The organism is Streptomyces sp. NPDC005438, from assembly GCF_040606315.1.
Lineage (GTDB): Bacteria > Actinomycetota > Actinomycetes > Streptomycetales > Streptomycetaceae > Streptomyces.
On record NZ_JBEXEP010000006.1, the window covers coordinates 54,993 to 67,519 of the forward strand.

The window sequence follows — 12,527 nt, forward strand, 5'->3', positions numbered from 1 at the left end:
TCACACCTCCCACAGGGTCGCGGCCCACGCGGCGACGGGGCTGTTGTTGAGTACGAGTACCAGTCCGCCGGGGGCGACCTCGTTCCTGTCGAGCAGGTCCCGGAGGTTGAGGACGACGTCCATGGCGCCGAGGTGGCCGTAGCGGGCCAGGTTGTCGCGGCACACGGGGTGGACGGGGAGTTGGAGCAGTTCCTCGTAGAAGTCGAAGGCGGAGGCGGTGACGTTCTGCATGAGGACGGTGGCGACGGCCGAGCGGGGGGCGCCGGCGTCGGCGAGGACCTCCTCGACCAGTCGGCCCAGCCGCCGGTTGCTGTGCATGGCCAGTTCGAAGCGGTAGCGGTCGGGGGAGGTGCACTCCTCGCGCCACTCGTACCAGGGGCTGTCCTTGTAGTCGACCCGGAACAGGTCGTGGAAGGTGCCGTCGGTCTCGACGCGGTGAGCCCGTAGCAGGGGTGAGCCGGCCCGTTCGACGGTCATGGCGTACGCCCCGTCCCCGGTCACCGTCACCGGGGGGCGGACGCGGTCGACCCCGGTGGGCCGGCTGGCGTGGGTGATCAGCACGCGTTGTCGGCCGGGGTCGGCGCGCAGCAGGTCGGCGGCGAGTCCCCAGGCGGCGCTGGAGCCGGTGCAGCCCAGGCCGTCCACGGTGAAGGAGAAGGCGTTGGTCAGTCCGGCCTCGGCCTGGGCGCGGCAGACGTCCGAGCCGAGCAGTACGTCGGGGGCCCGGGCGCCCACGTGCAGCAGCACGTCGACGTCCCCGGGGTGGGTGTGGACGAACTCGGTGGTGGCGCGGGCGGCGAGGGCGCCGGCGCTCTCCTCGATCACGCCGACGGTGTCGATGCCGCAGCCGCTCAGGAAGTCCCTCCCGGCCGTGTCCAGGTCGGGTGCCTCCGGCAGGTCGCCGGTGGGGACCAGCTCCCCCGGCAGGAGGCAGTGGATGGGGCCGAGGCCGATCGGCTCTGTGACGGTCACCTGTACTCCCCCATGGCCTGCTCCGCCAGTTGGAGCTGGCAGATCTCGTTGCTGCCCTCGATGATCTCCATCAGCTTGGCGTCCCGCACGGCGCGGGCGACCGGGTGTTGCTCGTCGGCTCCCGCCGAGGCCAGTACCTGGGCGGCGCTGGAGGCGGCCGAGGTGGCGGCGCCGGCTCCGACGTGCTTGGCGACGAGTGCCGCGTCGAACATGTCGGGGGCGGCCTGGTCCCAGCGGCCGGAGGCGTGCTCGCACAGCCGTAGCACGGACTGTTCCAGGGCGCGGGTCTGGCCGATGTGTCGGGCCACCAGCTGGTGTCGGATCAGTGGCTGGCCGAACTGTTCCCGGGTACGGGCGTGTTGGACGGCTTCGCGCAGGCAGGAGCGGATCATGCCCAGGCAGCCCCAGGCGACGGAGAGGCGGCCGGCGGCGAGTACCGACTGGCCGACGAAGCTGAGGGGGGCGCCGGCGCCGGGCAGCAGGTGGTTCCGGCTGACGGTCACGCCGTCGAGGGTCAGGTCGGCGTGGCCGGCCGCCCGGCATCCGGCGGGGTGGGGGCGGCGGGTGACGTGCACTCCGGGGGCGTCGGTGGGCACCAGGACCATCGCGACGCCGTCGCCGTACCGGCCGAAGACCAGGACGAGGTCGGCGTAGGTGCCACCGGTCGTCCAGACCTTGGTGCCGTCGACCCGTACCGTCTCGCCCTGGTCCTGGACGGTGGTGCGCATCGCGGCCAGGTCGCTGCCCGCCTCGGGCTCGCTGAAGGCCACGGCGGCGACCGTGCCCGTCACCAGGCGGGGCAGGAAGTGCTGTCGCTGTTCCGGTTCGCCCCAGCGGGTCAGGGCCCAGGCGACCATGGACTGCGAGGTCATCAGGGAACGCGTCGAGGCGCACAGGGTGCCGGCGTGGGCGGTCAGGCGGCCGTCGGCCAGCGCGTCCAGGCCGGGGCCGCCCCACTTCCGGGGGACCCGGGCGCACAGTACGCCGGCTTCGGCGAGGGCACGTACCACCGGCCGTGGGATCCGTCCGGCGCGGTCCCAGTCCCCCGCGTCGGCCGCGACCAGGCGGGTCAGCAGGTCCGCCGGGCCCAAGGCCTGGTCGTCGGCGGGTCGGGCGTTCACCGGTCCTGCCGGAGGGTGGTGACCAGTTCGGCCACGGCGGAGGCGGACCGGAAGTTGTCCAGTTTGAGGAGGCCGCCGGTGATGGTGACCTGGTAGGTCTGCTCCACGTGGGTCACCAGGTGCATGGCGAACAGGGAGGTGACCGCTCCGGTGGCGAACAGGTCGTCCTCGGGGGCCAGTTCGAGCCCGGTGCGTTCCCTGATGAAGGCGAGCACTTCGGTGCCGATCTGCTCGGTGGTGTCGGCGGTCATGCGATCCCCGTCCCGTACTCGTGGAAGCCCGCCCCGGTCTTGCGTCCGAGCTGGCCCTGTTCGACCTTCTCCAGCAGGAGCCGACAGGGGCGGTAGCCGTCGGATCCGGTGCGTTCGTGCAGGACGTGGAGGGTGTCCACCACGTTGTCGAGGCCGATCAGGTCCCCGGTCGCCAGGGGTCCGGTGCGGTGGCCCAGGCAGCTGGTGAACAGCGCGTCGACCGCCTCCGGGGTGGCCAGGCCCTCCTGGACGACGGTCGCGGCCTCGTTGATCATCCGTTGCAGGACGCGGTTGATCACGAAGCCCGGCCCGTCGCCGACCACGACCGGGGCGCGGCCCAGGTCGGTGAGCCAGGTGTGGGCCCGGTCCAGTGCCTCCTTCGAGGTGCGCGGGCCGCGTACCACCTCCACGCCCTCGATCAGGTGGGGCGGGTTCATGAAGTGGGCGCCCACCACGTCCTCGGGTCGGACGGCGGCGTCGGCCAGTTCGTCCACCGGGATGGCCGAGGTGTTGGTCAGCAGCGGGGTGCCGGGGGCGACCGCCGCCGAGACCTCGGCCAGGACCTGGGCCTTGACGTCGGCTCGTTCGACGACGCACTCCACGACCATGTCGGCGTCGGCCGCCGCCTCCGGGTCCGGGGCGAGGACCAGCAGGTCCGGCCCGCCCGCCTCGGCGGGCAGCTTGCCCAGCATCTGGGCCATGCGCAGGTTCTGCCGTACGACGCCCTCGGCCCGGTCCCGGGTGCCTGCGTCGTGGTCCACCAGCACCACCGGGAGGCCGTGCCCCACCGCGAGGGTGGCCAGTCCCGTCCCCATGGTGCCGGCTCCGATCACCGCCAGTCTGTGGTCGCTCACCGCTGTACTCCCCTCGTCTCGGTCAGCCGGGAGCCGAGCGACCCGAGGTATTCGGGCCGGTCGGCGAGATGGCGCAGGCTCCGCATCAAGGCCCGCGACGTGACGGCGGCGGACTGGTCGTCGGCGGCCAACCAGTCCCGCCAGCCGTCCGCCTCGACGGTGACCCGGGTGTCCTCGCCGGGAGTCCCGGTGGTCTCCTCGGTACGGACCAGGGCCACCGCGGCGAGTGTCTCGTCACCGGTGTCCAGGGCGAGGTCCCCGATGGCCCGGTGCCAGGCGCCCACCGGGGTCTCGGTGGTGGGCAGGCCCTCCTCGGCCAGGCCTCCGACCAGGGCGCGCAGGGTCGTCGGCCGCTGGTCGACCAGGTGGTAGACCCGACCCAGGGTGTCGGGTCGGCGTGCCAGGGCCACCATCGCGCGGGCCACCACGTCCACCGGCGCCGCGAACAGCGGCCGGTCGTCGGCGGGGCACAGGCCGGTGGCCACGCTTCCCGCGAGTATCCGCCAGGTCATGTCCTTCGGGTTGCACGCCCCGGTGGTCGAGTCGCCCAGCACCAGTCCGGGCCGGAACACCCGGACCCGCATCCCGTCGCGTTCGGCGCGCTCCACCAGTCGTTCGCAGACCCACTTGGTGGTGCCGTAGCCTCCCGACTCCGCCGAGAGCGGTTGCTCGCGTTCCTCGCGTACCCGTCGGCGCGGGGTGCCGGTGGGGGTGGCGGCGGCCAGGCTGGAGACGTGGGTGAGGTCGGCGACGCCGCGTTCGCGCATCCAGCGCAGGAGCGCGGCGGTGGCCACCACGTTGGCGTCGCGCAGCGAGCGGTAGGGCTCGGTGAAGACCACCCGGGCCGCGCAGTGCACCACCCGGCCCACCTCCGCCGGGACCCTCGGGTTCTGGTCGAGGGCGTCCGTCCCGTCGGTGAGGTCGCCGACCACGACCCGTACCCGCCGCGGGTCGGGGGCGGGCAGCCCGTACGCGGCGGCCACGTCGCACAGTCGTCGCCAGGCGTGCCGCTCGTCCCGGGCCCGGACCAGGCAGTAGATCCGCCCTTCCTGTTCCGCGCACAGTTCGCGCAGCAGGAAGGCGCCGAGGAATCCGGTGGCCCCGGTCAACAGCACGGCCTGGCCGGGCCGTTGGGGTACCGGCTGGCCCAGGGGCAGTTCCAGGTCGGCGTCGATCAGGGCGCCGTCTCCGTCCAGCGCCTGGCCGCCCGGGCCCCGCCCGGCCCGCTGGGTGCGTACCGCCTCGGCGACCCGGCGGACGGTGGCGCGGACTCCGCCCACCCGGTGCAGGTTGAGCCGTACGTCGTGGCGGCGGCCGATCTCCAGCGCCATGCGGGTGGCCAGCAGGGAGGTGCCGCCCAGGGTGTCGAACTCGTCGTCCACCCCGACCGGTCGGACGCCGAACAACTCCTCCCACAGCGTGACGAGTTCGGCCTCCAGGGGGTCGTCGGCCGGTGTGGCGGGGGCCAGGTGTGCCGGCCGGGCGTTCGCCACGGCGGTCGGTTCCGGCTCCTCCCGGGGAGGGGCCTGGTCCGGGCGTCCTCGCAGTACGTCGCCCAGCCGGTCCAGGGCCCACAGTCGGCGGCGTTCGAAGGGGTAGGTGGGCAGGGGTACCCGACGGGCGCCGGGAAGGGCGACCGCCCGCCAGTCCACGTCCACCCCTTCGAGCCAGGCCGCGTGCAGCGCCTCGTCCACGGCCTCCGCGACAGGGCCGTCCTCCCCGGTCACATGGCGTCCGGGTCCGGTGTCTCCGGGGCCCACGACCAGCGGGTAGGTCTCGGCGGGGACGGGGTCCGGCAGCCGTTGGGCCGTTCGGACTCCGGGGCCGAGGGCCGCGAGGAGCGCCTCGGCGACCGCGTCCGCCCAGGGGGAACGCGCCGTGCGGACGACCAGGGGGGTCCGGGGCCGGGACAGTACCGTCCGGGCGCGGGGCGGGCGGGGTAGCCGCAGGGTGGCGGCCAGTCGCTCGGGGGACGCGGTGACCACGCGGCGGTGCGCGAAGTGTCGGCGCCCGACCCGCAGGGTGTGGGCGATGTCGGTCAACTCCCGCTGCCCCTGGTCCAGTTGGTCGGCGAGGGCCCGGCTGTGGGTGTCCAGGGCGGTGCGGGTACGGGCCGAGAGCACCAGCCGTACCACGGGTGGATCCGGCTCCCGGGGTACGGGGGCCAGCGCGGGGGCGGCGCGCAGGACGACGGCCACGTTGGTGCCGCCCTGGCCCATCGAGTGCACCAGGACCCTGCGGTCGGGGTCCGGGCAGGACCGCGCCTGGCTGTCGAGGCGCAGCGGACTGCCGGCCAGCACCCCGGGATCGCGGGGGCTGGTGAGTTGTGGGTGGGGCGGCAGTTGCCCGGTGTGGGCGATGTGTACGGCCTTGACCAGGCCGGCGATACCGGCGGCGGCTCCGCAGTGCCCGACGTTGACCTTGACCGAGCCCAGGCCGCAGAAGCCGGTGCGTCCGGTCGGGCTCCGCAACGCCTCGGCCAGGCCCAGCAGTTCCACGTGGTCGCCCAGTGGGGTGCCCGATCCGTGTGCCTCGACGTAGCAGAGCTGGTCGGGGCTGGTGTCGGCGGCGTCGAGGGCGGCGGTGACCACGTCGGCGACGCCCTGGGGGCTGGGTGCGGTGAACCCGGGCCGGTCGCCTCCGTCGTTGTTGACGGCGCTGCCCTCGATGACGGCCCAGACGTGGTCGCCGTCGGCCAGGGCGTCCTCCAGTCGTCGCAGCACCACCACGCCGACGCCCGCGCCGGTGGCGGTGCCGCTGGAGGCGGCGTCGAAGGACCGGCAGTAGCCGTCCTCGGAGGCGATGCCGCCGGGTTCGTGGCGGTAGCCGGCTTCTGGTACCGCTCCCCCGGTGCCGCCGGCCAGCGCCAGGTCGCAGTCACCGGCCAGCAGGGCGTTGACCGCCTGGTGTACGGCGGTGAGGGAGGAGGAGCAGGCCGTCTGTACGGCCACGGCCGGGCCCCGCAGGCCCAGCCGGTGGGCGGCTCGGGCCGGCATGAAGTCGAAGAGGCTGCCTCGGCGCAGGTCGCCGTCGGCCACCGCGAGGAAGCCCTGTTCGCGGGCCTTCGCCAGGTAGAGGGCCATGGCGTAGGTGCTGAAGCTGGCCCCCGCGTACACGCCGACCAGGGGGCCGTCGTCGCGGGGTGGGTGGCCGGCGTGCTCCAGTGCCTCCCAGCAGACCTCCAGGAAGATCCGTTGGTGGGGGTCGATCAGTTCGGCCTCGGCCGGGGAGATGCCGAAGAAGCCGGCGTCGAAGTCCGTCAGCCCGGGGAGCCGTGCGCCCACCCGTACGTAGTCGGGCGAGGCGAGCAGCGCCTCGTCGACGGAGGCGTCCCGCAGTTCCTCGTCGGTGAACTCCCGCAGGGACACCCGGCCCTGGTCCAGGTGGTGCCAGAACTGTGCGGGGCCCCACGCGTCGGGGAAACGGGCGCCCACGCCGACGATCGCGATGTCGGTCTCGCTGCTCATTCGCTCGCCTTCCGGTGGGCGGAACGCTGTGGGGTTCTGCGGCGGCGCCGTGCGGCGAGCCGGCCCCGGTCGGCCGGGCCGCCCGGGGCGGGGGCCGGTGGGGGTACCGGTTCGGGGCGCGGCTGGAGGATCAGGGCGGCCTGGGACCGTACGGTCGCGTGGCGGAACAGGTCGCCGACCTCCAGTGGCCGGTCGGTGAGCGCGCGGAGGCGTTCCAGCAGCGGGATCAGCAGCAGGGAGCTGCCCCCGGCCTCGAAGAAGGCCTGGTCCAGGGGGACTTCGGGCACCCGGAGCAGGTCCTGCCAGACGCCGCGCACCCGCTGGACGGTGTCCTGGCCCTCGTCGTCGGGCTGGTTCTCGGCGTCCTCGGCCGGCGGGGTCTCCTGGGGGTGTGTGGTCAGCAGTCGCCGTAGGGCCTGCCGGTCGATCTTGCCGGTGGTGGCCAGTGGCAGCCGCTCCAGGGTCACCACCCGGTCCGGTACCAGGTGGGCGGGCAGCGTCCCGCGCAGTCCCCGGTGGACCTCCGCCCGGTGGGTGGCCGACTCGTCGAGCACCGCGAAGGCCACGAGTTCGCCCTGGTGTCCGAGCACCTCGGCCTGCCGCACCCCGGGCAGGGTGAGCAGGGCGTGCCGTGTCTCGCCCGGTTCCACCCGGAAGCCCCGGACCTTGAGCTGGTCGTCGGCCCTGCCGCGCAGGTGCACCCGCCCTCGTGAGTCGAGGAGGGCCACATCGCCGGTGCGGTAGGTGGGTTGCCCGGAGGGGCTGGTGTGGAAGGCGGCGCGGGTGGCGTCGGGCCGGTGGAGGTAGCCAGCGCTGACCTGGGGGCCGTCGATCCACAGGGTTCCGGTCCGGCCGGGGGGTACCGGGCGTCGTTCCTCGTCCAGGATGCGCGCGGTGACGCCGGGCAGTGGCTGGCCGACCGGTGGTGCCTGTGTCTCGTCGGGGGCGAGCCGGTGGGTGAGGACGCCGACGGTGGTCTCGGTGGGTCCGTAGTGGTTGATCACCACGGTGTCGGGTCCGCGCAGGGCGGCCAGTTGTTCGGCCAGGTGTGCCGGTACGGTCTCGCCGCCGAGGACCACCACCCGCAGGTCGCCGAGGACGTTCCGCAGCGGGGTGCGCAGCAGGGCGCCGAGGTGGGAGGGGGTGAACTTGACCGCTTCCACCCGGTGTCGGCGTACCAGTTCCGCCAGGGCGGCCCCGTCGAGGGCCTGCTGTTCGTCGGCGAGGACCACGCTTCCCCCGGACTCCAGTGCCCCGTGCAGCAGGGTGACCGCGAAGTCGGTGTCCAGTGGGCTGGCCACCAGGGTGCGGCGGGAGGCGAGTTCGGGGTGGGCCCGGTGCAGTCCGTCGAGGTAGGCGGCGAGGTTGCCCTCGGTGACCCGTACCCCCTTGGGGCTTCCGGTGGTGCCCGAGGTGTACATCACGTAGGCCAGCGAGTCGGCGGTACGACCGACGTCCGCGGTACGGGGGGCCTCGCTCGCCAGGCCGTCGACCGGGACCAGGGGCACCTCCGCCCCGCAGTCGGCGGCGGCCACCGCGCCGGCCCCGTCCACGACCACGGCCGGTGCGGCGGTGTCCCGGAGGAGGAACGCCAGTCGTGACGCCGGCTGGTCGAGGGTGACGGGGCAGTAGGCGGCGCCCGCGCGGAGTACGCCGAGCCAGGCCGCGACGGCCAGGGGGCCACGGGAGACGAGCACCGGCACCACGTCGCCGGCGCCGACTCCCCGGTCCCGCAGCCGGGTGGCGAGGGCCTGGGCCCAGCCGTCAAGCGTCGCGCGGGGCACGGGTACGCCCTGGTGGATCAGCGCCGTCTCCTCCGGCGGGCCGGGCAGCGGGCCGGTGCTGAGGGCGAGGGGGACCCGTGCGGCGGGGGCGGTCGGCCACAGCGGGCCGTCCGGGTCCTTGGCGAGTTCCTCCAGGCAGTGGCCGATCTCCTGGGCCAGGTCGCGCACCGTGTCGGTGTCGAACAGGGCGGTGGCGTAGTCGAGTTCGAGTGCCGGGCCGTCCGGCCGCTCGTGGAGGGCCAGGGTCAGTTCGTACTTGGTGTGGGGGTGGTCGGCCGGCAGCCAGGCGCAGGTCAGGTCGGGCCCCAGGTCGGGCAGGGCGGGTTCGCCCTCGGCGACGCTGATCTGCACCGGGGTCAACGGCGGCCGGCTCAAGTCCCGTTGGGGGTGCAGCTCGGAGGCCAGCGCGTCGAACGGCACGTCGGCGTCCCGGAAGGCGGCCAGGCACGCGGTGCGTGCCCGGCGCAGCAGGTCCCGCCAGGAGTGGGCGCCTTCGGTGTCGATCCGTACGACGAGGGTGTTGACCAGCATGGACACCTGTCCGGCCGTGGAGCTGTCGCGCCCGCCCCAGGGGGTGGCGAACAGGAAGTCGCGTTGTCCTGATCCCCGGCCGAGGGTCACGGCCAGTACGGCGGCGGCGACCATGAACGCGGTGACGCCTTCGGAGCGGGCGAGTTCACGCAGCAGGCCGGGGCGGAGGCTGTCGGCCGGTACCGGGCACATCGCGCCGGTGGTGTCCTGCACGGGACCACGGGGTCGGTCGTGCGGCAGTGTCACGTCGACGGGGGCGCCGCGCAGTCGTGTGGTGGCCGCTTCCCGGATGTCCCGGGTGTCCCGGGTGTCCTGGGTGGTGGTGGGTCGGTGCCGGGTGCCCTCGGGGGCCGGCCTCTCGCCCTGCTCGGGTGGGCCACCACCCGTCCGGTACACCGTGCCCAGTTCGGTCACCAGCACCCGGAGCGACTCGGCGTCCACCGCGATGTGGTGGGCGCACAGCACCAGCAGGGCGCCGCTGTCGGTGGTGATCACCTCCGCCCGTACCGGGGGCTCACCGGCGAGGTCGAAGGGGGTGCGGCACAGTGCGGCGGTGCGCTGCCGCACTGTGGCCTGGACGCCCTCGGGGGCCGTCCGGGCGTCGAGGCGGGTGACCCGGGGGCCGGGCGAGGTGGTGGTGTACGTGACCTCGCCGCGCTGTGCGTCCAGGGCGAAGCGTGCCCGCAACCTCGGGTGGCGGTCCAGGACCTGCTGGAGCGCGTCGGCGAGCTGGTCCGGGTCCAGGTGCTCGCCCTCCACGGACAGCACGCAGGGCACCAGGTAGGCGAGGCGCAGTTGGGGGACCTGGTTGAGGAACCACAGCCGTCGTTGGGCCGGTCCGGCCGGGTGCGGTCCGTCCTCGGGCGGGCCCGTGCGGTCTCCGGTTCCGGTGGCCGCGAGGGGTGCGACGGGCGTGGCGGGTGGGGCCAGCAGTCGGGCCAGGCCCGCGACGGAGGGGTCGGCGAGGAAGTCCCGTAGCGGCAGTTCGACGCCCACATCCCGGGAGGCCTCGGTGACCAGGCGCGCGGCGCCCATCGAGGTGCCGCCCAGCATGAAGTAGTCCGAGTCGGCGGCGAGTCCCGGGGCGGGCTCGGGCAGGTGTTCCGGGAACAGGGCGAGGGCCCGCTCCAGTTCCCTCTCCCCCACCCCGTCCAGGGGGTCGCCGCCGGGCAGCGGACGCCGGTCCACCTCCCGCAGTGCCTGGTGGTCGACCTTGCCGTTGGTGTTCAGTGGCAGCCTGTCGACCAGCCAGAGGGCGGTGGGCAGGACGGCGGCCGGCAGCCATCGGCGCAGTTCGGTCAGCACCTGGGCGCGTACCGGCTCGGTGCCCGGCTCGGGTTCGAGGTAGCCGACCAGTCGGTCCGGTTCCTCAAGGACCACGGCCGCGGCCCGTACCCCACGGCACCGCTCCAGGGTGGTCCTGATCTCGCCCAGCTCGACGCGGTTGCCCCGGATCTTCACCTGGTGGTCGTCGCGCCCGAGGTAGGCGAGGCTTCCGTCGGCTCGCCGGGCGCCTCGGTCACCGGTGCGGTACATCCGCGCGCCGGGTTCCCGGGCCCACGGGTCGGGCAGGAAGCGGGTGGCGGTCAGGCCGGGGCGGCCGAGGTAGCCGACGCCGATTCCGGTGCCGGCGATGTACAGGTCTCCCGGGGCACCGTCCGGCACCGGTTCGAGGTCGGAGTCGAGGACGTAGACCCGGGTGCCCGGCAGCGGGGTGCCGATCCCCAGGTCGGCGGACTCGCCCGGGACGAGCCGGGCGGTGGTGGTCACGGCGGGGCACTCGGTCACCCCCCAGCCGTTCAGGACCTCGCAGCCCAGCCGGCGGGCGAACTCCTCCGCGAGTGCCCGGGGCAGTAGTTCGCCTCCGCAGGTGACCGCCCGCAACCGGGTGCTCGTTCCGGGAGGCAGGCTGGTCACGGCGGCCTTGAGCGCGCTGGGCGTCATGGTCACGACGTGGGAGTCGGCGAGGTCGTTGCCCAGCAGCGCCGGGTCGCGGCGTTGGGCGTCCGTCGACAGTCTCAGGTGGGGTGCGGTGATCAGGGCGCTGGCGACCGCCATGGTCGCGGCGTCGAAGGTCACCGAGACGCTGCACAACAGGTGGTCGTCGGGGGTCAGTTGGTCGTGCCAGGCCCAGCGCAGTCCGCAGTGCAGCAGGGTGTCGTGGTCGATCAGTACGCCCTTGGGCCGGCCGGTGCTGCCCGAGGTGTACAGCACGCAGGCGGTATCCCGTGGGGTGGGCGCGAGCACCGCCTCGAAGGGTTCGGTGGCGGTGCCGCGCAGCTGGTCGACGTCGACCAGGGGGACGACCGGGCCCAGGTGCTGGGCGGTGGCGAGGCCGCCTCGGTCGACGACGGCGGTGCGGGCGGCACTGTCGCGGGCGAGGAAGGCCACCCGCGCGCCGGGCAGGTCGATGTCGACCGGCAGGTAGGCGGCTCCCGCGCGCAGCACGCCGAGCCAGGCCGCCACCAGGGCGGGGCTACGGGAGACGACGACCGGGACGAGGTCTCCCCTGCCGATGCCGTCGGCCCGCAGTCGCGCGGCCACGGCCCAGGACCAGGAGTCGATCTCCGCCCAGGTGGCGTGCGCCTCCCCGCAGGTGACACCGGACGTCTCCGGCGCGGTGGCCAGGCGTTCGGCGACCAGGTCGAGGAAGGTGGCGGCGGTCATCTCGGCCCGTCCCCCTCGCTCCCGCTGGCGGCCCGCGCGTCGACGAACAGCTTCCGGGTCGCGGTCACGGACCGGCACACCAGCTCGTGGGCCCGTTCCGGTTCGTTGAAGGGGCCGACCTCCACCGCGAGGAGGGCGTCCCGGGCGCAGACGGAGCTGGTCAGCTCGCCGGCGAAGGCCGCCAGGTCGGCGACCCCGGCTCCGGGCGGCAGGTGTTCGTGGTACTTCCCGTTGGAGTCGGAGAAGTCGATGGTGTCGATCCGGCCGGCCAACTGCCCCAGTTCGCTGGCGGGGGTTCCCCGGACCACCATGTGGGAGGTGTCCACGTTCGCCAGCAGCGCCGGGGAGTCGACGTCGGCGAGCATTCTGGCGAGGCTGTGCGGGTCGTTGACGAAGGAGTTCTCCAGCGGTTCGAGTTCGATGCTCAGCAGCACCCGTCGCCGCTCGGCGTACTCGCACAGCCGGCGCAGGGTGTCAACCTCCAGCTTCCACTGCATCGCGTTGGGCCACATACCGCGCCAGATCCACTCGCCGAGCAGCACCTTCATCCGGCGGGCGCCCAGTTCGACGGTGAGGTCGAGTTGCCGCTGGGCCCACTCCAGGTTGAACTCCCGTACGGCTTCCCTGGGATCGCTCAGGCCGAAGGCGTGGCAGGCGGTGAGGACGATGGGGATGCCGGCCTTCTCCGCGTCGTCACGCAGTTGTGCCCGACGCTCCTCGGGCATCCCGTAGGCCTCCTCGGTGACGCTGATCCACTCGGCTCCGGCCTCGGCGGCGGCCCGCCAGGCGTCGACCCCCTTCCAACGGCTGCCGCTGTAGGCCTGGTTGGCCAGCAGTCCGATGCTGGGCGTCCAGATCGCCTCGGTGTGCGTCATCGGCT

General features: G+C 74.0%; 7 protein-coding genes. All 7 read right to left on the reverse strand.

Translation table 11 applies throughout. From position 1 onward, the window contains the following. From ABZT14_RS14505 to ABZT14_RS14535, 7 genes are read right to left on the reverse strand one after another with little or no spacing between them, the layout of a single operon-like run. Positions 1–972 carry a 3-oxoacyl-[acyl-carrier-protein] synthase III C-terminal domain-containing protein gene (locus ABZT14_RS14505; RefSeq protein ID WP_356301421.1) on the reverse strand — a complete coding sequence of 324 codons (972 nt, stop codon included), beginning with the start codon at positions 970–972 and terminating at the stop codon, positions 1–3. Next, positions 969–2,093, reverse strand: coding sequence for an acyl-CoA dehydrogenase family protein (locus ABZT14_RS14510; RefSeq protein WP_356301423.1), 1,125 nt, complete (start codon positions 2,091–2,093; stop codon positions 969–971). The genes ABZT14_RS14505 and ABZT14_RS14510 overlap by 4 nt, the downstream gene beginning before the upstream one ends. Further along, positions 2,090–2,344 (reverse strand): phosphopantetheine-binding protein, encoded by a 255-nt coding sequence (locus ABZT14_RS14515; RefSeq protein ID WP_356301426.1) that lies wholly within the window; start codon positions 2,342–2,344, stop codon positions 2,090–2,092. Before ABZT14_RS14515 ends, ABZT14_RS14510 begins: the two co-directional genes overlap by 4 nt. After that, positions 2,341–3,198: a 3-hydroxyacyl-CoA dehydrogenase family protein gene (locus tag ABZT14_RS14520; RefSeq protein ID WP_356301429.1), complete on the reverse strand. Its 858-nt coding sequence runs from the start codon at positions 3,196–3,198 to the stop codon at positions 2,341–2,343. Before ABZT14_RS14520 ends, ABZT14_RS14515 begins: the two co-directional genes overlap by 4 nt. Then, positions 3,195–6,665, reverse strand: coding sequence for a thioester reductase domain-containing protein (locus tag ABZT14_RS14525; RefSeq protein ID WP_356301432.1), 3,471 nt, complete (start codon positions 6,663–6,665; stop codon positions 3,195–3,197). Before ABZT14_RS14525 ends, ABZT14_RS14520 begins: the two co-directional genes overlap by 4 nt. Continuing rightward, positions 6,662–11,647, reverse strand: a complete 4,986-nt coding sequence (locus tag ABZT14_RS14530; protein ID WP_356301435.1) for an amino acid adenylation domain-containing protein — start codon at positions 11,645–11,647, stop codon at positions 6,662–6,664. Before ABZT14_RS14530 ends, ABZT14_RS14525 begins: the two co-directional genes overlap by 4 nt. After that, a complete protein-coding gene (locus ABZT14_RS14535; protein ID WP_356301439.1) occupies positions 11,644–12,522 on the reverse strand; it encodes a sugar phosphate isomerase/epimerase family protein in 879 nt (292 codons plus the stop codon). The genes ABZT14_RS14530 and ABZT14_RS14535 overlap by 4 nt, the downstream gene beginning before the upstream one ends. Between the last annotated feature and the right edge of the window lie 5 nt (positions 12,523–12,527).